At 60.2% G+C, this 26701-nt stretch carries 20 protein-coding genes; 5 read left to right on the top strand and 15 right to left on the bottom strand.

Going from position 1 to position 26701, the window contains the following annotated elements; genetic code table 11:
- Positions 1 to 96 precede the first annotated feature (96 nt).
- The 13 genes from RF819_RS14780 to RF819_RS14835 form a co-directional block, all read right to left on the bottom strand.
- A complete protein-coding gene (locus tag RF819_RS14780) occupies positions 97 to 1287 on the bottom strand; it encodes a hypothetical protein (RefSeq protein WP_143541725.1) in 1191 nt (396 codons plus the stop codon).
- A gap of 6 nt (positions 1288 to 1293) precedes the next feature.
- Positions 1294 to 4125 carry an ATP-binding protein gene (locus tag RF819_RS14785; protein WP_078365685.1) on the bottom strand — a complete coding sequence of 944 codons (2832 nt, stop codon included), beginning with the start codon at positions 4123 to 4125 and terminating at the stop codon, positions 1294 to 1296.
- Positions 4126 to 4136: 11 nt separating this feature from the next.
- Positions 4137 to 4838, bottom strand: coding sequence for a hypothetical protein (locus tag RF819_RS14790; protein WP_078365686.1), 702 nt, complete (start codon positions 4836 to 4838; stop codon positions 4137 to 4139).
- Positions 4835 to 6184, bottom strand: coding sequence for a hypothetical protein (locus RF819_RS14795; RefSeq protein WP_078365687.1), 1350 nt, complete (start codon positions 6182 to 6184; stop codon positions 4835 to 4837). Before RF819_RS14795 ends, RF819_RS14790 begins: the two co-directional genes overlap by 4 nt.
- A gap of 263 nt (positions 6185 to 6447) precedes the next feature.
- Positions 6448 to 7596: a diguanylate cyclase gene (locus RF819_RS14800; protein ID WP_078365688.1), complete on the bottom strand. Its 1149-nt coding sequence runs from the start codon at positions 7594 to 7596 to the stop codon at positions 6448 to 6450.
- Positions 7597 to 7811: 215 nt separating this feature from the next.
- Entirely contained in the window at positions 7812 to 9275 is a 1464-nt protein-coding gene (locus RF819_RS14805; RefSeq protein WP_244899914.1) for a sensor domain-containing diguanylate cyclase, read from the bottom strand.
- A gap of 148 nt (positions 9276 to 9423) precedes the next feature.
- Positions 9424 to 9948 carry a hypothetical protein gene (locus tag RF819_RS14810; RefSeq protein ID WP_078365689.1) on the bottom strand — a complete coding sequence of 175 codons (525 nt, stop codon included), beginning with the start codon at positions 9946 to 9948 and terminating at the stop codon, positions 9424 to 9426.
- Between the two features lie 36 nt (positions 9949 to 9984).
- Positions 9985 to 10362 carry a hypothetical protein gene (locus RF819_RS14815; RefSeq protein ID WP_078365690.1) on the bottom strand — a complete coding sequence of 126 codons (378 nt, stop codon included), beginning with the start codon at positions 10360 to 10362 and terminating at the stop codon, positions 9985 to 9987.
- Positions 10359 to 10829: a hypothetical protein gene (locus RF819_RS14820; protein ID WP_078365691.1), complete on the bottom strand. Its 471-nt coding sequence runs from the start codon at positions 10827 to 10829 to the stop codon at positions 10359 to 10361. Before RF819_RS14820 ends, RF819_RS14815 begins: the two co-directional genes overlap by 4 nt.
- A complete protein-coding gene (locus RF819_RS21355) occupies positions 10771 to 11076 on the bottom strand; it encodes a hypothetical protein (protein WP_158081294.1) in 306 nt (101 codons plus the stop codon). Before RF819_RS21355 ends, RF819_RS14820 begins: the two co-directional genes overlap by 59 nt.
- Positions 11077 to 11381: 305 nt before the next feature.
- Positions 11382 to 12173 carry an ABC transporter ATP-binding protein gene (locus tag RF819_RS14825; protein ID WP_078365692.1) on the bottom strand — a complete coding sequence of 264 codons (792 nt, stop codon included), beginning with the start codon at positions 12171 to 12173 and terminating at the stop codon, positions 11382 to 11384.
- Positions 12166 to 13233: a FecCD family ABC transporter permease gene (locus RF819_RS14830; RefSeq protein ID WP_078365693.1), complete on the bottom strand. Its 1068-nt coding sequence runs from the start codon at positions 13231 to 13233 to the stop codon at positions 12166 to 12168. The genes RF819_RS14825 and RF819_RS14830 overlap by 8 nt, the downstream gene beginning before the upstream one ends.
- Entirely contained in the window at positions 13230 to 14336 is a 1107-nt protein-coding gene (locus RF819_RS14835) for an ABC transporter substrate-binding protein (protein ID WP_078365694.1), read from the bottom strand. The genes RF819_RS14830 and RF819_RS14835 overlap by 4 nt, the downstream gene beginning before the upstream one ends.
- Before the next feature lie 325 nt (positions 14337 to 14661).
- On the opposite strand from RF819_RS14835, the gene RF819_RS14840 reads away from it, so the two are divergent.
- From RF819_RS14840 to RF819_RS14850, 3 genes are all read left to right on the top strand, one after another.
- Complete coding sequence (locus RF819_RS14840; protein WP_078365695.1) at positions 14662 to 16374, top strand: sensor histidine kinase; 1713 nt, start codon at positions 14662 to 14664, stop codon at positions 16372 to 16374.
- Complete coding sequence (btsR, locus tag RF819_RS14845) at positions 16368 to 17084, top strand: two-component system response regulator BtsR (RefSeq protein WP_078365696.1); 717 nt, start codon at positions 16368 to 16370, stop codon at positions 17082 to 17084. The genes RF819_RS14840 and btsR overlap by 7 nt, the downstream gene beginning before the upstream one ends.
- A gap of 193 nt (positions 17085 to 17277) precedes the next feature.
- Positions 17278 to 19089, top strand: coding sequence for a carbon starvation CstA family protein (locus RF819_RS14850; RefSeq protein ID WP_078365697.1), 1812 nt, complete (start codon positions 17278 to 17280; stop codon positions 19087 to 19089).
- Between the two features lie 223 nt (positions 19090 to 19312).
- Here the strand turns inward: RF819_RS14850 and RF819_RS14855 are convergent, their stop codons facing one another.
- Positions 19313 to 20953 carry a pectate lyase gene (locus RF819_RS14855; RefSeq protein ID WP_078365698.1) on the bottom strand — a complete coding sequence of 547 codons (1641 nt, stop codon included), beginning with the start codon at positions 20951 to 20953 and terminating at the stop codon, positions 19313 to 19315.
- Between the two features lie 376 nt (positions 20954 to 21329).
- Here RF819_RS14855 and RF819_RS14860 point away from each other — a divergent pair, with 376 nt between their 5' ends.
- Together RF819_RS14860 and RF819_RS21545 are read left to right on the top strand one after the other, a co-directional pair.
- Positions 21330 to 22517: a radical SAM/SPASM domain-containing protein gene (locus RF819_RS14860; protein ID WP_078365699.1), complete on the top strand. Its 1188-nt coding sequence runs from the start codon at positions 21330 to 21332 to the stop codon at positions 22515 to 22517.
- Positions 22518 to 22863: 346 nt separating this feature from the next.
- Positions 22864 to 24750, top strand: coding sequence for a hypothetical protein (locus RF819_RS21545; RefSeq protein ID WP_200224064.1), 1887 nt, complete (start codon positions 22864 to 22866; stop codon positions 24748 to 24750).
- Between the two features lie 70 nt (positions 24751 to 24820).
- Here the strand turns inward: RF819_RS21545 and lpdA are convergent, their stop codons facing one another.
- Positions 24821 to 26683 (bottom strand): dihydrolipoyl dehydrogenase, encoded by a 1863-nt coding sequence (gene lpdA, locus RF819_RS14870; protein WP_078365700.1) that lies wholly within the window; start codon positions 26681 to 26683, stop codon positions 24821 to 24823.
- Between the last annotated feature and the right edge of the window lie 18 nt (positions 26684 to 26701).

Genomic DNA, 26701 nt, shown 5'->3' on the forward strand with positions numbered 1-26701 from the left:
TGGGTGAAAACAACTGGCAGCGGGTCAACTGCCTTTGGCAGCTATTGTCGGTCAAGCCCCATGGGTGAAGGTGCAAGGCAGCCAAGCCGGTGCCAACTACAGCCAGCCCTCTTGTTCGGCCTTGGTTCCCGAGGAGAGCAGGTCATCGCGCAATGAGGCCAGACCAGGCGGCAACCCGGGGGTGGCCTGCAGCTCGGCCAAGACGCGGCGGTCATAGTCGTTCAAAGGCAAGGTGGTGCCCGCACGCCAAATCTCGGAGGCCATATGGGCTGCCTGCCAAGGGATGCCCGCCGCATCCCACAACGCCCCGGCGGTCAAGGCAATCTGAATACCTGCCGGGTCCGGGTCACAGCTGATGTCCGCCGGTGCAGGTGCCAGTGTCAGCAAGCAGCGCATGGCCTGCAGCCAGGCGCTGCTGGGGCGACCCGGCAGCCACACCAGGCAGGTACCCGGCGGCAAACGGCTGGCCTGGCGCTCGAAACTGGCCCGGTTTTCAATGAGCCAGTAGCTTTGGGGCGCCCGCGCCACCCGCAGCGAGGCATCCAAGCAGCGACACGGCACACCAACAAACCCCAAAGCTGCCCACGAGGTGGGTGGCCCGATGGACTCGGTAGCCGCACACAGCGCGATGCTGCCTGCCAGCCAGATCAGCGGCTCAAACCGACCAATGCCCAGCGTCTCCAACGGCACGGTGGCCTCCAGCCAATCCCATTCGGTGCCGCTGATCGCTTTGGTGTGGCCCCTGGCGGCCAAGGCAAAGTCCTGGCGCATGCCCTGGCGTTGGGCCTGTTGCCACACCACCAGGGCCTGCAGCAACTCCGCACGTGCCGTCTTGCTGGCAACCGTCAACACATCATTCAACAGACTGTGCACCGCAACTGAAAGCCAAGGATGCGCCTGGGCCAGCGCCTGCAAGTCCATACTCAGGCTGGCCTTGTCGGCGTCACGCTGGCTGCGGGTTGACACACCGGCCAGGGTCTGCAAACCTTCCAGATCGGTCCAGACCACACGCCACGGTCGCCACTGGCCATGGTGCAGTTCCTCCTTGAGCGCAACGCCGCCACACAACAACAAGGTCTGCAACAAAGCATCGGCCACTTCCAGCTGGCTGCTGCCGGCTGCTTGTAACAGGCTTTGCCAACTGCGCTCTTGGGCATCGGACTTGAGCCACTTCAACAGCAGAGCTTGCTGTGCACTGCTCAGCGCAGGCAGCGCTGTCAAGGGGCCTGGCAACTGGCGTGTGCGTTTGCCCCGGCTGCCCGGTGTGGTCTGAAGCAGCTGCGGCACCACGCCCTACTGTCCTGCGGTCAAATTGGGCTTGCCACGGCGTTTGGCCACCGCAATCGGGGGGGCCCAGCGTTGGTCACGCGGCTTCTTGCTGGTCACCAGCGTGATCTCGGCGGGCTCGAACACCTCGAGGTTATGGGTGATCGGGGTGGTCAGCACATACTGCGCTTGGGTTGAGCGCAGGAAGTGGCCCACCAACTGGATGTTGCGCACATCCAGGTGGGCAAAGGGCTCGTCGATGAACACAAAACCACCCGAGGCACTGTCTTCGTCCTTCAACAAACCCACCAGCAGGATCAGCGACTTGATCACCTGTTGCCCGCCCGAGGCCTCACCGTCGTTCAAGCCGATGCTGCCCTTGCCGTCGAAATTGAAGTTCACCCGTAAACCAGCCTGTGCCAGCACGGTGTCGTCGTTTTCGAGCACCGGCAGATCGGCAGCCACGTCCACACCCGCCAGCGCGCCCAGTTCGCGGATGTTGTTGCGGTAGCGGCGCACGGTGCTGCGTAACACCTCGATGTAACTCTCACGCGCGTTGAACACGGCCGTGGCCGCCTGCAGGTTTTTGATCTTGTGGTCGTCCAGACTGGCGCCCTGCTCTCGCACGGTGGCTTCCATGCGTTGGTAGCGCTCCTGCACCGTGCTGTCTTTTTCCCAGGTGTCTTCCGCCAGGTCGACATCCACCGCCTCCAGCCGCAATCGGGCCTGGGTGTCGTTGTTGTATTTGGTCACCAGCTCTTGCAATACCACAGGCGTGCGCCACGCGGCAGGAATCTGGCGGCGGCGCTGTTGAGAGCCGTCCACCTCGGCGGTGAGTTGTTTGCGCCGTTGCAGCAGTTCAGCGGCCAGACGGTCAGCCTCGGCAAAACGTTGGCGCAGCGTAACTTCCAGGCTACGGTACTGGCTGTCGGTGCGCTGGTGGAACGCCTTGGCCTCCACATAAGCCTTGTCCAGGGTTTGCCAGCGCAGGGCCGCAGAGATACGCGCTTGTTTGGCACCGGGCAGCGCCTGGCGCGCAGTGGCGAACTCATCACTGCGCCGGGCCAGCTCTTCGGCAGCGCTGTGGCCTTGCAGGGCACGTTTGCAATCGTCGATCTGGCGTTTGAGTCTCAGCAGGGTCTGGGTGATCGGGCCCAGCTCATCGTCCAGTCGGCGCAGATCCCTCTCCAGCGCGTCGCGCTGGGTTTGCAAAGCGGCCGCACCAAACTGGTGTTCACGCGGCTCAACCCACATCGAGCGCGCACCGCGACCGTCAAAGCTGTAGGCCTGTGGGGTGATCCAGTTGCCAGGGGTTTGCCGCCCGGCAGCTGGGGTTTCCACACAGCGCAGGTTCTGCAACTGCTGGATCAGCCAACGCGGCAACTTGGCATCAAAACGCACCTGGGCCAGCAGGCTGTTTGGTTCGGCAGCGGGCACGACCTCACCCGGCGCCACGGTGTAGTGGCGATAACGCTCGGCAGAGGCGATGTCGTCGGCTTTACCCAGATCACTGGCTTTGTCCAACAACACCATCCAGCGCAGTGGGCGCAGCACACCCTCGATCGCCGCACGCCAGTGCTCGTTGCTGACCTCCACCACCTCGGCCAGAAAGTGATGGCCCACCCCGGCAACTTGCAGGCGCTGGCGCAGGCGGCGGGCATCTTCTGGAAAAGGAGGTGCCTTTTGACCCTCTAGCCCTTTTATTTCCTGGGCTAGATGCTTTCTTTTTTGAAGCAACTCGTGGTGTTTGTCCTGCTGCACCTCTTCCTGGGCACGCAGCTCGCTCAGGTGCTGGTTGAGTTGATCAGCATCGGTGCCCTTGTCCACCAGGGCCAACAGCTCGGTCTCACGCTTGGCCAGGTCTTCCAGCGGGCGCTCGACATCGCGGGTGCTGTCGCGTTGGGTGGCGGCGCTGTCACGCTCTTGCAGCAGGCGGGCCTCTTCGGTTTCAGCGCGGCTGCGGGCCTCCAGCAGGGCCAGCAGTTCGGCGTTTTTCTGGGCACGTTCGGCTTTGGCCACAACACTTTGGTGGCGTTGGCGGTGGTGTTCGCGCAGTTGCTGGGTGAGTTTCTGGCGCTGGCCGTGCCAGGCCAGTACCGGCAGCACCTCGGTGGCCAGGCGTTCCCGCTCTTGCACCAGATGTTGCCAGCGCTGGTAGTTGCTGACCTTGTTTTGTAATTCGGCCAGTTGCGCCTTGCTGTGGTCGAGCTCTTTTTCGGCCTGCTGCATTTCGCGGCCGAGTTGCTGCTGATGCTCGCGGGCGCTGTCGTAGTGGTTGAGCACCTCCTGGTCACCAAACACGTCAAACACCAGGCGCAACAGTTCGCGCGGGCTGTATTCACACAGGCGGTCGGTTTGGCCTTGTTCGAGCGATAACACCTTGGCAATCGCGGGGGACAGCCCGGCGTCCGAGAGCATACGGCCCCAGGCTTCGACGCCCATGACCTGCAGCTCTTTGTCGGGGCGCTCGCTCAACTGTTCGATGCTGACATCGCCCTCCACCGCCATGTAGCGGCGTTGCCAGTCGCCGCCGTTGCGGTCGATGCGGCAGGCCAGCGTGACCTGATCGCTGTAGAGCAAGCGCCGGGCAAAGGGGCGACTCGACGTCTGGCGCGTGTGTGGGCTGTTGTCGACCACAGCGCGCAGCCAGGCCACATTGGCACCGGCGTGGCGGGCGTAGGTTTTGAAGTCACGCGGTTGTGAGCATTTGAGGCCCAGCAGGGTGCGCATCGCATCGAGCAGCGTGGTTTTGCCCGAGCCATTCGGTCCGGCGATGGTGATGATGGACGCATCCAGCGGCAGATTCACGCGCTGGCAGTAGTCCCAGTGCACGAGTTCCAGGGTTTGAAGGTGAAACATACAGAGGTGATTTAAGGAATATCGGCTGTCGGAGTGTCGGCCTGGGCACTGGCCGCAGCCAGAGCGGCTTGTTCGCGTTGCGCCTGTTCACGGGCCAGCACATCGGACAAGGCCCCATTGAGGATGCGCGGGGCCAGCAGGTCATAGTCCAGCAACACATCGAGTAGCGGCCCCTCCAGGATGTCGTCCTGCTTACGCAGAATGAAGCCATGGCGCTCCAGCAGTTTGAGGTTGGCATCAAGTCGTGTCTTTTTGCCCAACTGGTTGCCATAGTCCTCCAACAGCGCTTTGTAAGACAGCACCGGACTGACGCTGCGTGCGCTGGGCAGCGGTTTGGCACCGGCAAACATGTCGTTTTGGGGTGCGTCGGGTTCCACCCGGCTGGCTTGGCGTTCGCGTTTGGGCAAGACAATGAGCGCCCACACCACCACCAGCAGCGAGACGGCGTCGCGCGGCAGATCCAGGTTGTTGTTGGCGTTGAGCACACCTTCACCCAGCACCCGGGTGGCCGGTGCGCTCAGCAAGGTCAGGGTGACGTGGTCGGCATACACGTTGTCCACCCAGCGCAGGCCGACCTGGGCCAGGCGTTGCTCCACACTCTGAAACAGCTCGGCATCGGCGAGCGCCTGTTTAACACGGGGGTGGGTTCGCGGCAGGTACTTGCGGGCCAGCAGTTCGGCAATCAGGTGGGTGGCTTCGTTGTCTTGGGTCATGATGAATGGGTCGGGTGGGTGGTGCTGACATGCGCCAACTGGCCGCTACTCAAATGGGTGACCGCCGGGTGCTCCTGCGCAGCCAGATCGGTGTGCCACTGCACACGCCAGGGCTGGCGCGCTAACTCACCGGTGGCACCGGGTAAATCCTGCGCCTGGGCGTCACCGAGCAGCGGCAAAAGCTGCGCCTTGTAGGCCACCTGGGCGTAACGCGCGGCCAAACCACCTACATCGGCCAGCAAGGCTTCTTGCACGGCGCGGGCTGCGGCAGAGTTGTCCGTGCTGGTGTCACTGGCCCATTGCGCCAGCAAACCGGAGAGTGCCGCCAACTCCTGTGGCAAGGCCACCGCCGTGAGGTCGCACACGGGTGCGGCCTGCGCCACAGGCAGCGGCTCATCTCGCAAGGCTTGCGGGCGATCGCGCTCGAACTCGGCCTCGGCAACATCCAACATGTCATGCGGCGAGAGTGCGGCCAGAGCCACCGGGTGATGCAACACATCGGCACCAAGGCGATCCAGCTGGGTCTGGGTTTGCAGCCAGCGCTTGACATCGGTGCTGGTGATGCCCGTCGTGCCCAGCGTGACACGCTGGCGGTCCACCTGCTGCAAGGCGCGGTTGAACTGCGCCGCCATGGCCAGCAACCGCGATTGCGCCAGGCCCAGCGCTCGCGCCGCCTGCTCCAGCGCGCGCTCGCCATGGGCGTGGCTGATGATGGTGGTGATGGTGCTGGAGGCGCGGTCAATCAGGCGTGCGGCCCGGTCATACCGTTCACGCGCTGCACGCAGGCGAAACTCTGATCCACTGGCAATGGCGTCTGAGAACTCATGGTGCAAGCGCACCAATTGAGCCTGCAACATGTGGACCTGGTTGCCCTGCAGCAAGCCCAACTGATCGGCCCCCACCACCTGGCTCAACAAACCCGCAAGTTCATCCTCGACCGGTTCGGCAAGGCGACCCAGCAGATCCGCTACCTGTTGAGCCAGCGCCGTGACACCGTACTGGCGTTGTGATTCGTCCCAGCTCAACAGCCCCGCATCGCGAAAACGCTTGATCACGGCGTCGGCTGCTTCAGGCCGCAGGGCGTAGAACAGCTGGGTCAACTCATCACGTCCCAGAAACGCCCGCCCCTGCCCGACCAGGACCAACAAGGCCCACAGACGCAAACGTGCCAGAGCACTGCTGCCCTGCAGCAGCAGGCGCACAGCCTCCAGCAACGTGGCATTGCTCTCCAGTTGCCAGGCCAACGGAGAGTCGGCCAAAGCATCTGCATCCTGGAAATAGTCGTCAAAGGCGGTATCTGCCTCGGGCAGCAGCAAAAGTTTGGACGGCTCTTCTTGTACGGTCATACGGGGGGGCCACGGCGGGGTGGCGAGCTAAATCAGGCACATTCGGTAATGATAGGGCCAGCCAAAGGTGGGCTGCGAAACGCTGCATCTACCAAAGAAAGCTGGGCCAGCAGACCCGAACGCCAAGGGTCAAGACGGCAAAAACTGTGACCCCACTGGTTTGACAGGCGTGTGAGGCTACCAAACACCCTGCGTGCGACCTTGCCACGGCAAAGGCATAACACAGGAAATAGAAGAGGCGGACACCCGCCTAAGACTCTGCATCACGGCGCAGGCTGATAACGCAGAACCCGGTTGCGCCCGGCTGCCTTGGCCTGGTACATGGCCCGGTCAGCATCTCGCAACAAGGTCGTGAGGTCATAACAACCCGATGCCACACCGATGCTGACGGTGATCTTGAGCGGTTGTGCCAGGGTGGGAATGGCTATTGCCGCCAAGGACTGGCCCAACTGTTGAGCCACATATTCAGCCGCATCCAGGTCGGTATCCGCCAGCAACACGGCAAACTCCTCGCCACCGATGCGGCCACACACGTCTGAACCACGAAAGCGGTTGGCCATCAAGGTGCTGAGGTGCTGGAGCACCATATCCCCCACATGGTGACCATGCTGGTCATTGATCTGCTTGAAGTGGTCAACATCGATCAGCAGTGCGCTGACCGGGGAAGCGTTGCGCAGGCCGTGGCGGATGATCTGCTCACTCAGCTCCACAAACGACCGGCGGTTGTGGATGCCCGTGAGCGGATCGGTGCGAGCCATATGCTCGGCCTCCTGGTGCGCATGGTGCAGCTCATATCGCATCTGCAGGCTGCGTTGCATGGCATCGGCCATGATTTTGGTGGCCTTGATGGAAATCACCATGAAAAGTGTGGCAGACAAGGCCATACCCAGCGCCGTGCGGTCCTCCTGGGCATACAGCCAGATGGTGCTGGGCAGCAACACCGCCAACATGGCCAGGATGTTGATGAGCCGGTGGGCGGAATAGGTCACCATGGCACCCGCTGCCATACCCACCAGGTGGTAGAGCACCACACCACGTTCAACACCGTAGTCCATGGGTGTGATCCAGGCTGTGCCAACACCCCAGACCAAGGATGACAGCAGAAGCGTGAAGGTAAAGGGCAGCTCCCAACGCAAGATGTCCTCACCGCGGGGTTTCACGCGGAAATACTGCAAGAAGAACAACAAGCGGATCAAGGTGCTGCCAGCCAGCGCAGCCATCCACCACTGCAGCAAGGTGGTATCCACCTGTCCCCACAAGGTCCAGCTCAGCACCAGGGCCACGACGGCACTGTAAAACACCGCAGGAAAAGACTGCCTGAACAGCAGGACCAGGGTCTCCGCACGAATCTGGGTGGCATAGGACACTGGCACCGTTGCAGGAGGTTCGGGCAATGACTCTGGTACACGCATGTTGAACAGATAGGTAGAAAGCCCCGATGCTCGGGCGCCATAAAAAAGATGCACCCGCCAGCCTGGCGGCTCAGCAGTCTAACAGCATGGAAACCCCAAAAAAGAACGAGCTTACCCACATTGAATCAGACCTTCTTTTATAAACAAAATGCAAGTACAGCCCTTATTCAATAAGGGCTAAACACTACAAAATAAGCAGCGCCCCAGTATCCCTCCTAGGACTGCAGGCGCCGCTCGATCTGACTCTCGTGGTAGTAGCGGTTTTTGGCTTCGTACATGGCGCGATCGGCCCGGTGCAGCGTGACTTCCAGCTGGTCTCCAGCATGGCAGGTGGCGGCGCCGATGGCCATGCTCAGCTTGTGACCCGAGTAGAACTGGTTGTTGAGCTCCAGAATCGACAGGATGCGCTCCACAATGGCCTGTGCGCCACGCTCATCGGCCCCGGGCAGCAACATGGCAAATTCGTCACCACCAGTACGGGCAACACAGGCGTTGGGGCTGTTGACCTTGCTCAGAACCTCGCCAGCGCGGCGCAGCAAAGCGTCCCCCGCGATGTGGCCCGCTTCGTCGTTGACCCGCTTGAGGCCATTGAGGTCGATCACCAGCACACTCAGCGGCCACGGGCCCTTGCGGGACAAGCGGTTCAACTCGTCCATGTAGAAAGCGCGGTTGCGCAGCTGGGTCAGAGAGTCATGTTTGCCCAGGTACTCCAGATAGGCCTCAGCCTTCTTGCGGGCGGTGATGTCCACCAGCGACACCAGCACCAGGTCCCAGTTCGCCAGATGGTCGGGCAGCACCGCAAATTGCATATGGATGTTGATCAGGTCCCCACTGAGCCGGTAGTTGACCACCTCGCGCATGAGTGTGGTCTTGCCCTGCCACAGCTCGATCAGTTGCTCGGCAAACGAATCCCGCATTTCACCCTGGAAGACATCGCCCAGACGGGCCAGCAGTTCGGACTTGCTCTGTGCACCAAACATGCTCAGCGTTTGTTTGTTCACATCAATGACGCGGATCTCCTGCATACAGCGCGATACAAACTCGGGATGCACATTGATGAAGGTGCGAAAGTCCTCAATACCGCGCTGACGCAGTTCGTCGAGCAGCAGTTTGACCGCGCTGAAATCCTCGACCCACAGGGAGACCGGGGAGTAGTCGAACAGGTCGCGGGCATGCTGTTCGCTGGCCTTGAGCAAACGGGCACGCTCAAGCTCTTGGGTGATGTCTTCCAGGGACACCATGACGCGCGCCCAGCTGTTTTCATGGCCCTGGAGCACGCGGGCGTGGACCTTCACATCCAGCCGCCGCCCGTCCAGGCTGTAGTTCACCGTTTGCACCGAAAAACCTAAAGCCCCCTCCCACATGGGCAGGAGCTGCTCCATCAGTTTGCCCAGCATGTCGCCCCGGAACACCTTGTCCAGATTCGCCAGCAGCTCATCCTGACTGCGTGCGCCAAAAATCTCCAGACTGCGCTGGTTCACCTGCAGCACCAGCAAACAGGCCGCACACTCGGCCAGGCTGCCCGGATGCGCCTGGACATGTGCCTGCAGATCGGTCACACCCTGGCTGCGCCAGTTGTCAAACAGTTGTTTGAGTGCGCTGAAATCTTCCAGCCACAAGGAAACGGGAGCCAGATCAAACAGTTGCGCGTAATCGGCCGGAACGGAAACATGGGACACAGCAAAAACCTCCAGACGGGTATTGTGCAGGGTCCCATCGGCCGACACCGGCAGGTGCGGCGTGCTGGTGAAAAACCCCGGCTACCCTGAAGCACCGCAGCAAGAACCGTGCGCAACGCCAGCGCCAGGTCGCGAACCAGCCACCCACTCAGGCCGCAGGTGGCGCCGTGTCCTGGCCAGTCTGGGGGCCAGCCGCAGGCTGTGCGGAGTCGAGTTGTAAAAAGCGGTCTTCGATAAAGGCTTTTTCAGTTCTTTGCCGCTGAAACTCCAACTCCATCTGCTCAATCTTGGCCAGCAGCGACTTTTCACGGCCAGCCAACACGTCGATCTGGTCCTGCTGGTCCTGGATCAGCGCAGCCTGATCCATCGGTGCCAAGTCGCCCCCCTCGACCGATGAATCTGGCAAGCGAGGAGTGGCAAAGTTCTGGGCGTTGACCTGGGCGCGGATTTCGTCAAGCTGAAGAGTGTTCTCTTCAGCCAGTTTTTCCGCCGCACGTGTGCGCTCACGCGCTTTTTGCAGTTCGGCTTCCAGGTCTGCGGTTTGCTGCATCAGGCTGTCCACCACCGACTGCTTGACACCCTGCACTTCGCTGATCTCGCTGCGCAACTGATCGTTGCTGGTCGAGTCTTCTTTGAGGTGAAACTGGATCTCTTCGACCTGCTCCTGCAGCATGTGATTTTTGGACAGCGCGGTGTTGAGTTCAGCCTGCTACTTGGCACGGATGTCTTCCACGTGGGTCTTCTCTTCGGCCGCTGTTGCAGCAGCCCCGGCAGCGGCGGTTACATCGCCTTGCGCCAAGTTGTCGATCAGGTTTTGCAGCTTGAACGACAACGCACTGATGACACGACCACTTGCGTTATCACGCGTCTGGTGCGCTTGGCTGACACGCTCAAGCTCCATGCTTGTGCGATTGGCGGCAATCTTGAGGTGTTTGCTGGCCTCCACCGTCAGGCTGGCGGCCTTGAGCAGATCTACCCGGCTTTGCGTGATGGTGTTGAGAATGCGGTAGAGCAGATAACCCGCTGCGGCCATAAAGAGCAGGTTGGAAAAGAATAAAAACCCGTAGGCGATGTTCAGCCAGTTCATGATGTCATCACAAAAAATGCCATCCGCCCCTCACCATATCCTGGAATCGCCAGCCGGAAATCAGAGCGTTGCCCCGGCTGGGCCAGTACCGTGGCCAGCTTGGCAAAGGAGTTTTTGACCACACTGGCCTTGGCCATGGTGACCTTGGTGACCGGCGACGCTGCCGATTCACTCAGGCCCACCGCAGCGGCACGCAAAAACTCATGGGCCTTGTCCATCATCACAGCACTGAGCTGTCCGCTGGCCATCAGGGCCCGCACCTCGTTGGGTAACATACGCGCCGCGCCACCACCCACCATACACACGGCATTGGTGTCCATGACCCCGATGGCATAGACACCTTTGACCTCATTCGCAGAGTAGAGGCCCAGCAAATTCTGGGCGGTCAGTGCCTCCAGCGTCATTTTTTCATGGGGAGTCAGGCGAAACGGAATGCTGCCCAAGCGGTCCAGCAGCAGCAGTTGCATGGCGGCATGGCATGTTGGTTGCCACGCCAAGGGCGTCCAGCCGCTCAATGAGCACACCCATGCCGCCTGTGCGCTGGTCCGGCGACAGCCTCAGCGGCATGAAGTAGCTGAATTCGGTAAAGTTCAACTCTGCCTGCTCGCTCTCACACAGACCAAAACCACGTTCCTGGCCGGACAGAAATTCCCATGCCTTGGCCAAGCCAGCGCACACTTGCTGGATGTTGTTGCAGGGGTAGGAGCGGGGCATTGAGCCAGTATCCGGCAATCAGGCGAGGTGCGTCAAATCTCGGCCTGGATCCAGCCTCAAATCAATAGCACACGCAGCAACCCTGGCCCGCACCGTGCTCCAGATGGCCACACCGGTTTGCCCTTTTGTAGGATCACATGATGCACACCGTGCAAGGTCGTCAAACGCTTGGCATCAACCGCCATCCCCCCGATACGGTCACCCGCATCGAGGGGGGATGTGTTCCTCGTGCTGGCAGAAAACAATGAGGACCTGTCTGACGCCTATGCGCAATCACTCACAGCAGTGATCGGAATCTTGGTCTCTCAGGCCATCAGGTACTCACGTGGGGGTGATGCGCGCAAGGTGCGTACGTAGGGTTGGCCGTCCTGGTCGTGGTGAACATCCACCGGGACGTGGTAGAGGTGGTGGATGAGTTCGCTACTCAGCACCTGGGCCGGCGGGCCAAAGGCCTGCAGGCGACCGTCGCCGAGCACGATCAACTGATCGGCAAACTGCGCTGCCAGGTTCAGGTCGTGCAGCACAGCCACGCTGATCCAGCCCTGGGCTGCAGTCTGCATTTGCAGATGCTCCATCAGCTGCATCTGGTGCTTCAGATCCAGAGCGCTGACGGGTTCGTCCAGCAGCATCAGCTTGGGCTGACGCAGCAGCACTTGCGCAAACAACACCATCTGGCGCTGCCCACCGCTGAGGGTGTGCACCGGCCGGTCGGCCAGATGGGCGATGTCCAGCGCCTGCAAAGCCTCCAGCGCTGCACCCAGATCGTCGTCCGACAGCCGCATCGACAGGCGCTGCAGGCGACCCAGCACCACGACTTCGAGGGCACTCAGGTCCAGGTCAAGCTGGGTGTTTTGGGGCATGTAGCCAATGCCCTGGCGCCAGCTTGGCAAGCTGTGCGGCGTCATCGGTGTGCCATGCAGACGCACAGATCCCTGCGTCAACGGCAACTCGCCAAACAGCGCACGCAGCAGGCTGGTCTTGCCGGTGCCGTTGGGGCCAATGATCACGTGCAGCTGCCCGGCAGACAGTTGCAGGTTCAACCCTTGGACCAGGGTCAAGTCACCGATTCTCAGGGTCAGGTCAGAAATTTCAAGCACGGCGACGCTTTCGGTTGCCCAGAATGAGCCAGATCATGAAAGGAACCCCGATCAGCGCCGTCACGATACCGATCGGAAACAGCGCGCCGGGCACAATGGATTTGGACAGCACCGAGGCCACCGAGAGCATCAGTGCGCCACACAGCGCCGATTGCGGAATCAGGAAGCGCTGGTCTTCGCCAACCTGCATGCGCGCAACATGCGGCGACACCAGACCGATGAAACCAATGACACCGACGAAGCTGATGGCGGTCGCGGTCATCAACGCCACCAGCACCAGAGTCTTCAGGCGCAAGCGCGTGACGTTCACCCCCAGGCTGCGCGCACGCGCCTCACCCAGGCGCAGGCAGGTCAGCTGCCAGGCGTCTCGGTGCAACAACAGCGCACACACCAGCGTCACGCCTGCGGTGATCCACAACATCGGCCAGGTGGTGCGCATGAGGCTACCAAACAACCAAAAAATGATCTGCTGGTTCAATTCAGGAGAAGCCAGAAACTGCAGCAGCGACAAGAGCGACTGGAACAGAAACAACAGTGCGATGCCGGCCAGAATGATGGTCTGGCTGTTGACATGGCGCATCAGCGCCAGCCCGAACAACAGGCTGGCCGCCAGCATACAAAAGACAAAGGCACCGATCGGGATGGCCACCAGGGGCGGCAAGCCCATGCCACCGGTCACCAGGGCCAGCGCGGCGCCAAAACCGGCGGCAGCTGCCAGCCCCAGCGTGTAAGGACTGGCCAAGGGGTTGTCCAGCAGGGTTTGCATCTGCACCCCACCCAATCCCAAGGCAGCTCCCACCACCAGCGCCATGAGCGCAATTGGCAGACGCATGTCCATCACGATGGCGCGCGTCATGGGGTCGGCCGCTGCTGGCGCCAGCAGTGTGCGTACCACGTCACCCAGCGCCAGCAAAGAGGGGCCGGTGGCCACATCCAGCATCAAGCTGAACAGGCTCAGGCCCACAAACAGGGCGAGCCAACGCCAGCGCAGCGTCTCGCGTCGACGCTGACGCTGCAAGACCAGGACGCCCATGTCGGGCGCAGCAGTGATATCTGTCATTTCCAGCTCAACACAAAGGTGCCCTGTGGCTGGATCGGCAGGTAGTGGCGATAAAAGTCTTGGTAGGTGGCTTCCGGATGGATGTCGGTGAACAAGGTCGGGTACAAGGCTTTGGCCAGGTACTGCAACTGCGCCGCATCCAGCAGACTGCGCGTGGCGCCGTGGTAGACCCCGTACAGACGAGCCTCCTGCAGCGCTGGGAGATCAACCCAGCCCTTGCGTTGTGCGAAGCCTTGCAGACGTCGGCGCGCTTCACCTGCAGGCACACCCACCCCCATCTGCATGGCATCGGGGCTGCTAACACTCTCATACCCTGCGATGAACACCACCTGCGGCCTCGTGACCAGCAACTGCTCGGGGTTGATCGGCCCCCAGTCCTTGACAAAAGGTACAGCCACGTTGTCACCACCGACCAGATCGACCATGGCACCCCACATGTTTTTACCGTAGGTGTAACTGTGTTCGGCTGGCCCTTTGTCACCCAGCTCAATGTACACACGCGGGCGCGGCAGCTTGGCTTTGGCGATGCGCTGCTGGATCGTCTCCACCACTTGGCGGTACTCATCGGCAATGCGTTGTGCGCGTGCCGTCTCCCCGGTGAGCTGGCCCAGCACCTTGGTGCTGGCCAGATGGCGCTCCAGCGTCTGCGCGTTGTAGTCCACCACCACCACCGGGATGCCAGCTGCCTCCAGGCGGGGGACTTCGGACGCCAAGGCCTTGAACTGCCAGTCGGCCAGGATCACCACATCGGGTTTGGTGGCCAACGCCTTTTCAAGCGAAAAGCTCTGGTCCTGCACATTGCCCACATCGGGCACGTCGCGCAGTGTGGGCCGTGCGGCGACATACTGAGCCCATACCGCTGGCCGCGACTTGACGAACCAGCCGCGCGACAGTCCCACCAGTCGGTCAAATGCCTTGTCACCACCTACGGCGAAATAGTCCTCAATGTAGAAGCCCAGCAGCACCCGCTTGGCAGGCAGGTCGACGCGCACGGATCGACCTATCACGTCTTTGATTACCTCGGGGGCCGCCTGCACGGTCTGGATCAGGCCGACTGTCAGGCCCAGGATGCACAGCCAGCGTGCGGTGGTGGCAAATCGCATGAACACTCCTTCAAAAGGCCGGGCTTCCCGGCGAAGGTCGGCATTCTATATGCGAATGATTCTCAAATTAACTTGCGGATATTGGATTTCATGCAAGTACTCCCAGCAATCCATGACTATCTTGGACCTCGCAAGCCTCTCTGTCACTGCCTTAGCCGACAGCGGGTCAGAATCGGCGCTAAAGCTATGCTGTCGCCTGCAGGGTGTTGCTGCCTCTCGGCGGCGGCTTATCAGGCTCCCAGGTTTTGGCAATCAAAGGAAGTCTTGGCGCGTCGAACCGGTGCCATACTTTGCCCCATTCGTTTGAATTCCTTATCCGTCACCCATGCTTGAGCTTCAGAACATCAATCACCTGGCGTTGGTCGGCAGCCTGCTGCAGCAAATGTGCGTCTATCTGGTGATCGCCTACCTGCTTTCCAAGACGCCGCTGTTTGCGCCCCTGATGCAGGTCACCGTGCGTCTGCCCGACAAGCTCGTGTGTTATTTGGTTTTTTCGGCCTTCTGCATCATGGGTACCTACCTCGGTTTCCAGATCGAGGGCGCGATTGCCAACACACGCGCCATTGGCGCGGTTATCGGCGGCATTCTGGGCGGGCCGCTGGTGGGTTTTGCCGTTGGCCTGACCGGCGGCATGCACCGCTACTCACTGGGCGGCTACACCGATGCCGCCTGCGCGGTATCTACCACCGTCGAGGGCCTGATCGGCGGTTATCTGCACCTGTTGCTGCTCAAACGCCATCGCGCCGACCGGCTGCTGAGCCCGATGATTGCGCTTGGCGCCACACTTGTGGCCGAGATCTCGCAGATGGCCATCATCCTGCTGATGGCCCAGCCCTTTGACCAAGCCGCGCGGCTGGTGGCGCACATCGCACTGCCGATGATCGTCACCAACTCGGTGGGTGCCGCACTCTTCATGCGCCTAATTCTGGACCGCCGAGAAACGCGCGAGAAGTACTCGATTGCCTTTTCGGCCAAGGCGCTGCGCATCGCCGAACGCTCGGTCGGTGTGTTGATGCAGGGCTTCAACGAGCAAAACTGCACACGCATGGCGAGCATCATCCGCGAGGAAACCGGTGTTGGTGCGGTGGCTATCACCGATTGCGAAAAACTGCTGGGTTTTGTTGGCATCGGCGCCGACCACCATTTGCCGGGAACACCGATCTCGTCACCACACACCTTCTACGCCATCGCGCACAACGAAGTGGTGTATGCCGACGGCGCCACCCTCACCTACCACTGCTCGCTGTCCAAGGACTGCAAACTCGGCTCCTCGCTGGTCATCCCGCTGCGCGGTGAAGGCAACCGCGTATTCGGCACGATCAAACTCTACGAGCCCAAGAGCAAATTTTTCTCGTCGCTCAATCGCACACTCGGTGAAGGCATCGCGCGCCTGCTCTCCAACCAGGTGCTGGCGGGAACCATCGAGGAACAAAAGCGCCTGCTGGCGCAATCGGAAGTCAAGCTGCTGCAGGCCCAGATCAACCCACATTTCCTGTTCAACGCGCTCAACACCTTGGCTGCAGTCATCCGCCGCAACCCCGAAGGCGCGCGCCAGATTGTTCAATACCTGTCGACTTTTTTCCGCAAGAGCCTCAAGCGCGCCAGCGATGAGTCAACGCTCAAGGACGAGATCGAACACGTTGATGCCTATTTGCACATCGAGTTGGCACGCCTTGCCGGGCGGCTCGACGTCGAGTTTCTGGTGGCCGAAGACTTGATGCACCTGCGCCTGCCGACTTTCTCCTTGCAGCCTATCGTCGAAAACGCCATCAAATACGGTATTTCCCAGATGCTTGATCCAGGCAAGATCACCATCAGCGCGCAGCGTAGCGATGATGAGCTGACGATCGTCATCGAAGACAGCGCCGGCCTCTACAAACCCATGCCCAACGGTGACGGTCTGGGCATGAATCTGGTGGATCGGCGCATCAAGATCCGTTACGGCGCCGCCTACGGCATCGAGGTGTGTTGCGAACCCGAACACTGGACACGGGTAAGCATACGGGTGCCGGTCGAGAAGGAACTTGTCACATGCTGAGCGCGCTGATCATTGACGACGAGGCGCCCGCGCGCGAAGAACTCAAAGCCTTGCTCGCCGAAGCAAGCGACGTGGAGGTGATTGGCGAATGCAGCAACGCCATCGAAGGGCTGGCGGCGATCCACCGTTTGCGCCCCGACGTCGTTTTTCTGGACATCCAGATGCCACGTGTCTCCGGCTTGGAGATGGTCGGCATGATCGAGCCATCGGCGCTGCCACACATCGTTTTTGTGACCGCCTACGATGAACATGCCCTCAAAGCCTTCGAAGAACACGCCGCCGACTACCTCTTGAAACCAGTCGACGCGCAGCGCTTAGCCAGAACGCTGGACTGGTTGCGCTCCGGCAAGCGCACACCGGCGACGGCTTTTCCTGGCGCCGACAGCCCCCTGCGGCAAATTCCGTGCACACTGCGCAACCGCATCCTGCTGATCGCGCTCGAAGACGTCGAATATGTCAACACCACCCTTTGCGGCGTTCAGGTCGTCGCCTTGAGCAAACAGGGTGTGACCGAACTGACGCTCAAGATCTTGCAGGAGCGCACCGCATTGCTCCGCTGCCACCGGCAATACCTCATCAATCTCGACCACATCGCCGAGATCGAACTGCTGGACAACGGCGCGGCGGAAATCATCACCCACAGCGGCAAACGCGTTCCGGCGAGCCGCCGTTATCTGCGTGACATCAAGGACAAACTGCTCATCGGCTGAATCCGGCTGGCACCGCTCGATGTCGCTGGCGACCTCTGGATCGCTACCCGGACCTCTCGCCAGATAGTCCCTCCAGGCCGGGCCCAAACCCACTACATTGCGCCCTGCCCCCGTGCAGGAGCGGTCAATTTCCGCACGCTTGTGCACGTGCAGGAAGCAGTCTGGGGCTGCATACCAACAAACGGAGAAACAGATGAATTCATTGACGCTGATATTTGTGGCGGCACTGGTCTTTGCCATTGCCTACCGCTTCTACGGCATTTTCCTGGCCCAAAAGGTCATGAATCTGCGCGCAGAGCGGGAAACGCCGGCGGTAACCATGGAAGACGGTCACGACTATGTCAAGACCAACAAGTACGTGCTGTTCGGTCACCACTTTGCGGCCATCGCCGCTGCCGGGCCACTGCTCGGGCCGGTGCTGGCTGCGCAGTTCGGCTATATGCCAGGTGCGCTCTGGATACTGATTGGCTGCGTGTTGGCCGGTGGCGTGCACGACATGGTGGTGTTGTTCGCCTCGGTCCGCCACAAAGGCCGCAGCCTGTCGGTGATCGCAGAAACCGAGATCGGCAAAGCCGCCGGCAAAGTGGCGTCGGTGGCCATCCTGTTCATTCTGATCCTGACACTGGCCGGGCTCTCGATTGCGGTTGTGAACGCCATGTTCAACAGCCCATGGGGCACCTTCACGGTCTTCGCCACGCTGCCGATTGCGATGATCATGGGCGTTTACATGCACTACATTCGCCCCGGTGACATCAAGGGCATGAGCATCATCGGCGTGGTTCTGCTACTGATCTCGCTGTGGGTTGGCCCTTACGTCGCTGCCGATCCGGAATTGGCCAAGATGTTCACCTTCACCAAGAAAGAACTCTCGGTGATCATCCCGGCGTATGGCTTCATCGCCTCGGTGCTGCCGGTCTGGTTCCTGTTGGTGCCACGTGACTACCTGTCGACCTACCTCAAGATCGGTACCATCGCCGCTCTGGCAATGGGCATCGTGTTTGTCCATCCCGAGCTGCACATGCCAGCGGTCACACCACATTTCTTCGGCGGCGGCCCGGTCATTCCAGGCGCAGCCTTCCCGTTCCTGTTCATCACCATCGCCTGCGGTGCACTGTCTGGTTTCCACGCCATCATTGGCTCAGGCACCACACCCAAGATGATTGCCAACGAGAAGGACATTCTCTTCGTTGGTTACGGCGCGATGCTGACCGAAGGCTTCGTCGCCATCATGGCGCTGATTGCAGCCTGCGTTCTGGTGCCAGCCGACTACTTCGCGATCAATGCAGCACCCGCAGCGTTTGCCAAACTGGGCATCGCCACGGTCAACCTGCCCGAACTCGCAGCCCAGGTCGGTGAACAGGTTCAGGGTCGCCCGGGCGGCGCCGTGTCGCTGGCGGTTGGCATGGCCTACATCTTCTCGGCGGTGCCTTTCATGAAAGGCATGATGGCCTACTGGTACCACTTCGCCATCATGTTTGAAGCGGTTTTCATCCTGACCGCCGTGGACGCCGGTACCCGCGTTGGCCGTTATCTGCTGCAAGAAATGATGGGCAAGGTCTACGCACCGTTTTCCGATAACTCCTGGACACCAGGCATCATTGTGACCAGCGCACTGTTTACAGGCTCATGGGGTTACCTGGTCTACACCGGTGACATTTCGACCATCTGGCCGCTGTTCGGCATGGCCAACCAGCTGCTGGCTGCCACCGCGCTGATCATCGGCACCACCATGCTGATCCGTCTGGGCAAGGCCAAATACGCCTGGGTGACTGCTGTGCCCGGCTTGCTGGTGTTCCCCATCGTGATGTGGGCTGGTTACCTCAACATCACCGGCAACTACCTGCCCAAACAGCTGTACCTGCTGACCACCATGTCGGGCATCCTGATGGTCTTGATCAGCATTGTTTTTGTCGCCGCCTTCAGACGCTGGTATGAACTGCTCCAGATCGAGAAACGTGTGACCGACAAGTTCGGTGACCAGGTGCTTGACCTCGTAGCCGACTAAACCAGCCAAACGTCTGGACTCGCAACAACGGCGAGTCTCAACAGGCCAGCGCCCCTCGGGGTCGCTGGCCTTTTTTGTATCGTGTCGGGTACCACCCACGAGCTTGCCGCGACCACAGGCTTCGAGGGAATCGTCAAGCCGACGTTGGGCAACTCCATCACCCCGGACCGTGGCCACAGTCATTGCCATGGCGCGGGAGCAGGCCCAGAGGGCCGAAATGGACTCAGGCCATCGTCAGCGGGTAGATGTCCTTGATGTCCAGGATGTTTTTCTTGCTGCCATCGTCGATCTGGATGTCGCCGTGGATGTAGCCACCCTGCGAGCGAAAGCCCGGCACCAGCTCGGGGCAGCCACGCTCAGTAGCGATCAGGGTCAACAGGGCGAGTGCATCGGTGTCGTCAAAACGGCAATGGACATGTTTCTCGCTCGGCACAAACATGCCGCGGTGGGCATGTTGCGCCATGATCTGCTCACCAATGCTCTTGGCCAACGCCAGGTAGGCCGGGGCCTGCGTTGCGCGGGCAACTTCCAGCGCTGCAAACAGCAGGATGGCGTCTGCCTGGCTGGCCACCAGAGGTGCCTTGGATGCAGCAGGGTCCGTGGCATGCCATTCACCCAGCCCAAAATGGCGCGCCATCGCTACCACATGCTGCCAGAGTGAGGCACGCCCGGTCATGGCCCAGGCTGTCACGGTGGACAGGAAAACGATGGTGTTGATCGGCTTGCGCTCGAAAACCCAGCCCTTTTTGCCGTAGAAGCCCCGACGTGGGAACACTTGCCCGGTCAGGTCCTTGCCATCAGCAAACATCGGCTTGATCTCGTTGGTTTCTGGCACATAGGCGTAACGCAACCAGGCTTCCAGGCCGTCGACAGCCCATTGTTTGAGTTGCTCACCCTTGGCACCGAGCTGGCGGGCCAGTGTGAGCTGGGCCAGGGTGGCGTCACCGTAGATGCCTTCCGGGCCGTTCATGGCGTCCGGGTCCATCTTGAACAGCACCCAGGCTTCCTGGGCCACGTCGCCATACTCCGGGCCAAACTGGCGCTGGGCGCGATCACCGTAGAAGGAGTAGGTGAACTGTGGGTGGTTCTCGTCGGTTGGCGCCTCCTCACGCTTGACCGGGCGGTTGAACTGGTAACACCCCAGACCGGTCGCAGGGTAACGGCTGCGCACATACTGCCAGGCCAAAAACTCGGCCCAGTCGAGCGCTTTCTCCTCCCCCGGCACCCGCTGGCCGAGCAAACCGGCGCCGTAGATCAGGTCATTGCCGATGTTCACAAAGGAGAGCCCCTTGGCTTCGCGCAGGATCTCCAGATCGCGATGCATCGGTTTGTCCCAGAAGCCTGTTGCGGGCAAGGGCCTGCCGTAGCTGCCGTGGCGCGTGAGTTCGAGGGTGTCCCAGTTGTCGATGTGGCAGTTCCACTCGGCCTTGATGAGTTTTGCGGTGGCCTGCGGGTCAACCTCGAACATCAGCTCGTAGAACGGGTAATGGTGCTTGATCTCATGCACCTTGTTTTTGCCTTCGGGGCCGACGGTATCGAGCGTCTTCAGGTCCAGAAAACAATGCCCACCCCAGGTCAGCAGCCCCGAAGCGTCCGCGTGGTCAAAATGCCAGCGGATCGCGTCCATCGCCGCTTGTTTGTACTTGCCATCACCGCTCAAAGCCGAGAGTGCTGACAAAGTGCGAAACAGGTTCTGCTGGGAGGCCAGGTTGGAAGGCTCCCAGTCGGTGCCTTCCATGTTGCGCCACTTCACCGGCTCACCGGTGAAGGTGTTCATGCCGTCAAAAAACAAGGGTGTGCCGTGATAAGGATCGCGGTAAGTGTTGAGGATGGTGTCAGCGTAGCGGCGGATGTAGTCAAGCATGGTATTCGTGGCGGTTTTCCTGGAACTGAAATACCGACGAAACGACGGACAGGAATTTCAACCGCATTGGCTGAAGTATGGCATGGGTCTCAGGTATGAAATCAGTGTGGGTAGCCAGTGTTCGGGCTGGCCTAACCGTGAAGACAACACATAGATCCAGGTCAAGTCTGAAGAATGTCGCGAGCCCGCCAAACCTCGACTAGATCAAACAAAGTGCATTCACTGCCCAAAGCGCGGCAAAAACCGCATCAAACCACCCTGTTTTGACACGCCCCGCGATTACCATCGGCGCCCCGCAAACGGCGGCAGGCCTGTTGCTGTGCGCCAATTTTTAGCCTTTGATCGCCCCGCTTACCGGAGCCCCCACCACCACACTATGCACACCGAGACACCGATCCACTTCGTCCCCCAGACCGCCACAACAGAGGTTTCCCAGTCCGACGCCAACCCGATTGTGGGCGGCCGGGTGGAACTGCAATTGCTCACCACCCTCAAATGCAACCTCAAATGCAGCTATTGTTCGCTGGGGGTTGGCGACATGTTGGGCTCACAAGTCCATGTGGAGTACGACATAAAGCAGCTCAGCGCCTTTGTGGATCGGCACCTGAAGGGCAAAGAAATTTATGTCACCTTCTACGGCGGTGAACCCACGCTGAACAAGAAGCTGATGCTGGAGGTGATGCAGCGTTTCCCGAGCTTTCGCTTCCAGTTGCAGACCAATGCCACACTGATCGACAACCTGCCCGAGTGGGCGCTGAACCGCCTGTCCAATGTGCTGGCCTCGATCGACGGTGGCGAGTCCACCACCGACGGCTACCGTGGCAAAGGCATCTACCGCCAGGTGGTGAAGAACCTCAAAGAAGTGCGCGACCACATCGGTGGCACGGTCACCGCCCGCGTCACCTGGGGCAACCCCGACACCTGCTTCGAAGAACTCGACCAGCTGGTGGTCGAGGGCTCCCCGTTTGACTACCTGTACTGGCAGTTTGTGGCCGACGAGATGTACGCCGGTGACTCGGTGGCCAAGCGCAAGGCGGTGCTGGTGCAGTTGATCGACAAATTTTTCTCGCGCACCGATGTGCTTTACCCGCTGATCCCGCTGATGGGCATGGTGCGCAACAAGCTCTTCCCCACACGGGCGCTGGAGCTGTACGCTGGTGCCAGCCAGTGCCGCGTCTCCACCCACTTGCTCAACGTCATGCCCAACGGCGAGATCTACCCCTGCCCCGACATGATGTACGACCCGGCCATGAAGATGGGCGACATCAAGGGCAACTGGCTCAAGAAAAGCCCGCTGCAACAAGACCCGGCCATGCCTTGCCACGACTGCGAGGCCTATGCCTGGTGCCGCGGCAACTGCATGAAAAACATGCACCGGGGTTATGTGACGAACGACCTGCAGTACCGCAACAACGTGGTCGAACCCATTTGTGAGCTGATCCGTTTCATGGGCCAGGAAATCGACAAGCGCAACCCGCAAGCCTGGTTCGAGCAACTCAGCCTGCCCGTGCGCAAGCAGATCATGGACTGCGAGGTCTACGAGTACGTTGAGGTCATGCCGTAACGGACGACTCTTCGCGGGTGTGGGTTCGGCGTCACTAGCCTGAGAAGGCGAATGCCGAACCTGCACACCACATTGGCAACAAATAAGCCGCGCAGACCTTACGGAATATGCGCGGCTTGCTACCGAGTCAGTAGCGTTTTCAGGCGATCAACTCACTTGTCGCTGGCGGCACATCGGTGCAGCGGCCATGCGCCATCTCCGCCACGCGAATGCTCTGTCGCCATAAGTTCAACTCGCATTGAACTTGGCCGCCTACAGCACTTTCCTGATCTGATAATCCAAGACAGCGTTCGCATTTTGCACAGACAAAAGCGATGTCAGACGGCAACTCAATCAGGGATTCACGATGAAAAAATTGCCCAAAGGCCGAACTTTTGCCGAGTTTCAGCCGCTGAAGCCAGGCGAATCAAAGCTGCTAAGCGCCTGTGCCAATGGCGAGGTGGCTGTGCTGGGGTCTGAACGACCCACCGCTAAGTCTGATACCAACACGGTTCGAGCCAGTTTTATTCGTTTTCTGGCCTTGGGTGGTGATGACGAGGTACCGGTACATGAACACGGTGTTCAACTTGTAGGGGCATGGATTGAGGGTCCGCTGATTTTGAGCGGCACAGTCACGCCCACCAACCTGTCACTGCGCCGTTCCCACTTTGATTCCATTCCTGTGTTCAACGGTGCAGAAATCCAGGGAAGCCTCAACCTGTCAGGCAGTTTGTTACCTGGACTGCTGGCGGATAACGCAGTGATCAAAGAGGATGTTTTCCTGAAAGACGGATTCACTGCTACCAGCGAAGTCCGGCTGCTGGGGGCGCAGATTGGCGGTGATTTGGCGTGCAGAGGTGCCAAGCTGGATGGCCAAGATAGCAACGCTTTGTCAGCAGATGGCGCGATGATTAAGGGCAGTGTTTTCCTTTCCGCTGGGTTCACTGCCTCCGGCAAGGTCCGGCTGTTGGGGGTACAGATTGGCCGCAATTTGGAATGCCAAGGTGCCAAACTGGACGGCAAAGATGGGGATGCGCTGTCGGCGGATCGCGCGCTGATCAAGGGCGACGTTTACCTGGGCAACGGGTTCACTGCTACCGGCGAAGTCCGGCTGCTGGGGGCGCAGATTGGCCGTGATTTGGCATGCAATGGTGCCAAGCTGGATGGCAAAGATGGCGACGCTCTGTCGGCGGATGGCGCGATCATTAAAGGAGGTGTTTTCCTGTCTAATGGGTTCACATCTACCGGCGAAGTCAGACTGCTGGGAGCGCAGATTGGCCTTGATTTGACATGCACAGGTGCCAAGCTGGACGGCAAAGATGGCGAGTCTCTGTCTGCCGAAGGCATGAAGGTGAACGGTTCATTTTTCTTTCGTAACCTGGCAACTCCCGCGAAGGGCGTCAATCTCACGTCCGCGAGCGTGGGCCGTTTGGTGGACGATGAAGCCTCGTGGGGAGATCAACTGACTTTGAATGGATTTGTTTATGGTCACCTGGCCGGTGGCGCACCCACCGATGCGCAGACACGGCTAAGCTGGCTCAACAAGCAACATGCAAAGTTCACAGGTGCTGAGAGTTTTAGGCCACAACCCTGGAAACAGCTGCAGTCGGTGCTGCGCAACATGGGCCATGTAGAAGACGCTAGGCAGGTGGCGATTGCGTTTGAAGACCGATTGCGCTCATCCAACCTTGTCGGGCAAACACCAGCAACCTGGCCAACATTAATGCGTGCGGCTTACCGCTATCCTTCCATAGTCTTGCATTTCTCCTTCAAGGCGCTGATGGGTTATGGCTACCGACCCATGCGTTTGGGCATCTGGATGGTGGCCGTCTGGCTGGTCTGCGCAGGGGTTTATTGGTGGGCGGCCTTGCAAGGTGTGATGGCACCTAGCAACCCGCTGGTGTTCCAGAACCTGCCGACCTACCAATCTTGCAAAAACAGCCAAGCAAAACCCGAGACCAAGAACGAAACCAACTGGTATCTGTGTAAAACGTTGCCGGAAGAGTACACGGGCTTCAGCCCATTGGCCTATTCACTCGATGTGCTACTACCGCTGGTGAACCTGCAGCAAGAGACGGACTGGGCGCCGCTGATCCCCACCCCCAAGGGCAGTTGGTATCAGGAGCTATTTGCACACTGGACGTTCAATCACTTCGTTCGTTTTGTCGTTTGGTTTGAAATCCTGTTTGGCTGGGTGGCCAGTTTGTTGCTGGTGGCGGTGGTGTCTGGTCTGACCAAGCGCAGCGACGAATAAAAAAGCCGCGCAGCCCTTTCGGAATCTGCGCAGCTTGCTACTGAGTCAGTAGCATTCTCAGGTGGTCAACTCACTTGCGCGCTGGCGGCACATCGGTGCACGAACCGTGTGCAATCTCGGCAGCCATCCCAATGGATTCACCCAGTGTGGGATGCGGGTGAATCGTTTTGCCGATGTCCACGGCGTCTGCTCCCATCTCGATCGCCAGGGCGATTTCGCCAATCATGTCACCGGCGTGGGTGCCGACCATGCCGCCGCCCAGTATCTTGCCGTGGCCGTGGGCTTCGGGGCTGTCGTCAAACAGCAGTTTGGTGACACCTTCGTCGCGGCCGTTGGCAATGGCGCGGCCAGAGGCTGTCCAGGGGAACAAGCCCTTCTTGACCTTGATACCCTGCGCCTTGGCCTGGTCTTCGGTCAGGCCAACCCAGGCCACTTCGGGGTCGGTGTAGGCCACGCTGGGGATCACGCGGGCGTTGAAGGCGGCAGCTGCCAGTTCCTTGTTGCCTTGCAATTCACCGGCAATGACTTCAGCGGCCACATGCGCTTCATGCACCGCTTTGTGTGCCAGCATCGGCTGGCCGACGATGTCACCGATGGCGAAGATGTGCGGCACGTTGGTGCGCATCTGGATGTCGACGTTGATGAACCCACGGTCGGTGACAGCCACACCGGCTTTCTCGGCGCTGAGCTTTTTGCCATTCGGCGTGCGGCCCACGGCTTGCAGAACCAGGTCGTAGGTTTGTGGCTCGGGCACTTTCACGCCCTCCTCTGCGGGTGCGAAGCTAACCTTGATGCCTTCTGGGGTTGCCTCGGCAGCGACGGTTTTTGTCTTCAACATGATGTTGTCAAACCGTGGCGCATTCATCTTTTGCCAGATCTTGACCAGGTCACGGTCAGCGCCCTGCATCAGGCCGTCCAACATTTCAACCACGTCCAGGCGGGCGCCCAGGGTGCTGTAGACGGTACCCATCTCCAGGCCGATGATGCCGCCGCCCAGGATCAACATGCGTTTGGGCACGTCTTTCAAAGCCAACGCGCCGGTGGAGTCCACCACGCGTGGGTCTTTAGGCATGAAGGGCAGGTGCACGGCCTGGCTGCCTGCGGCGATGATGGCGTTTTTGAACGCGACCACTTTTTTGCTACCGGTTTTTTCCTGGCCGCTGCCGGTGGTTTCTTCCACTTCGAGGTGGTTGGGGCCGACAAAGTTGCCGTAACCGCGAACAATGGTCACCTTGCGCATCTTGGCCATGGCGGCCAGCCCGCCGGTGAGTTTGCCAATGACCTTTTCCTTGTGGCCACGTAACTTGTCGATGTTGACCACCGGCTTGCCAAACTCCACGCCCAGGTCGCCCAGGTGGCTCACCTCGTCCATCACCGCCGCCACGTGCAGCAGGGCTTTGGACGGGATACAACCGACGTTCAGGCAAACGCCACCCAAGGTGGTGTAACGCTCAACCAGAATGACTTTGAGGCCCAAGTCAGCCGCACGGAAGGCTGCCGAGTAGCCACCAGGGCCACCACCAAGCACCAGCACATCGCAGTCCAGATCGGCGTTGCCCGCAAAATTGGCGGCTGCGGGTGGGTCCACAGATGCTGCAGCTGCTACCGTTTGCGTAGCTGCTGGCCCTTGTGTTACCTGGGCTACAGGTGGATTGGGCTTGGATTCTGCGACTGGAGCCGGTGCAGCGCCCTCGCCTGCAGCTTCCAGCGTCAGCAGCAATGAACCCATGGCGACCTTGTCGCCAAGTTTGATCTTGAGTTCTTTCACCACGCCAGCGTGGCTGCTGGGGATTTCCATTGAGGCTTTGTCAGACTCGACGGTGATCAGGCTTTGGTCCGCCTTGATGCTGTCGCCGGGTTTGACCAGCAGTTCAATCACGGTGACTTCCGCGAAGTCGCCGATGTCAGGAACATGGATGTCAATGAGTGCCATGTTGTTCTTTCTATTTAG

Source organism: Rhodoferax fermentans (assembly GCF_002017865.1).
In the GTDB taxonomy this organism is placed as follows: domain Bacteria; phylum Pseudomonadota; class Gammaproteobacteria; order Burkholderiales; family Burkholderiaceae_C; genus Rhodoferax; species Rhodoferax fermentans.

Coding starts and splice junctions, on each gene's coding strand:
- RF819_RS14835 (WP_078365694.1), bottom strand. CDS start 14,336: ATGCGATTTGCCACCACCGCACGCTGGCTGTGCATCCTGGGCCTGACA.
- RF819_RS14800 (WP_078365688.1), bottom strand. CDS start 7,596: ATGCGTGTACCAGAGTCATTGCCCGAACCTCCTGCAACGGTGCCAGTG.
- RF819_RS14810 (WP_078365689.1), bottom strand. CDS start 9,948: ATGCTGCAGGAGCAGGTCGAAGAGATCCAGTTTCACCTCAAAGAAGAC.
- RF819_RS14840 (WP_078365695.1), top strand. CDS start 14,662: ATGCTTGAGCTTCAGAACATCAATCACCTGGCGTTGGTCGGCAGCCTG.
- RF819_RS14785 (WP_078365685.1), bottom strand. CDS start 4,125: ATGTTTCACCTTCAAACCCTGGAACTCGTGCACTGGGACTACTGCCAG.
- btsR (WP_078365696.1), top strand. CDS start 16,368: ATGCTGAGCGCGCTGATCATTGACGACGAGGCGCCCGCGCGCGAAGAA.
- lpdA (WP_078365700.1), bottom strand. CDS start 26,683: ATGGCACTCATTGACATCCATGTTCCTGACATCGGCGACTTCGCGGAA.
- RF819_RS14860 (WP_078365699.1), top strand. CDS start 21,330: ATGCACACCGAGACACCGATCCACTTCGTCCCCCAGACCGCCACAACA.
- RF819_RS14820 (WP_078365691.1), bottom strand. CDS start 10,829: ATGCAACTGCTGCTGCTGGACCGCTTGGGCAGCATTCCGTTTCGCCTG.
- RF819_RS21355 (WP_158081294.1), bottom strand. CDS start 11,076: ATGCCCCGCTCCTACCCCTGCAACAACATCCAGCAAGTGTGCGCTGGC.
- RF819_RS14795 (WP_078365687.1), bottom strand. CDS start 6,184: ATGACCGTACAAGAAGAGCCGTCCAAACTTTTGCTGCTGCCCGAGGCA.
- RF819_RS21545 (WP_200224064.1), top strand. CDS start 22,864: ATGAAAAAATTGCCCAAAGGCCGAACTTTTGCCGAGTTTCAGCCGCTG.
- RF819_RS14850 (WP_078365697.1), top strand. CDS start 17,278: ATGAATTCATTGACGCTGATATTTGTGGCGGCACTGGTCTTTGCCATT.
- RF819_RS14855 (WP_078365698.1), bottom strand. CDS start 20,953: ATGCTTGACTACATCCGCCGCTACGCTGACACCATCCTCAACACTTAC.
- RF819_RS14830 (WP_078365693.1), bottom strand. CDS start 13,233: ATGACAGATATCACTGCTGCGCCCGACATGGGCGTCCTGGTCTTGCAG.
- RF819_RS14815 (WP_078365690.1), bottom strand. CDS start 10,362: ATGAACTGGCTGAACATCGCCTACGGGTTTTTATTCTTTTCCAACCTG.
- RF819_RS14790 (WP_078365686.1), bottom strand. CDS start 4,838: ATGACCCAAGACAACGAAGCCACCCACCTGATTGCCGAACTGCTGGCC.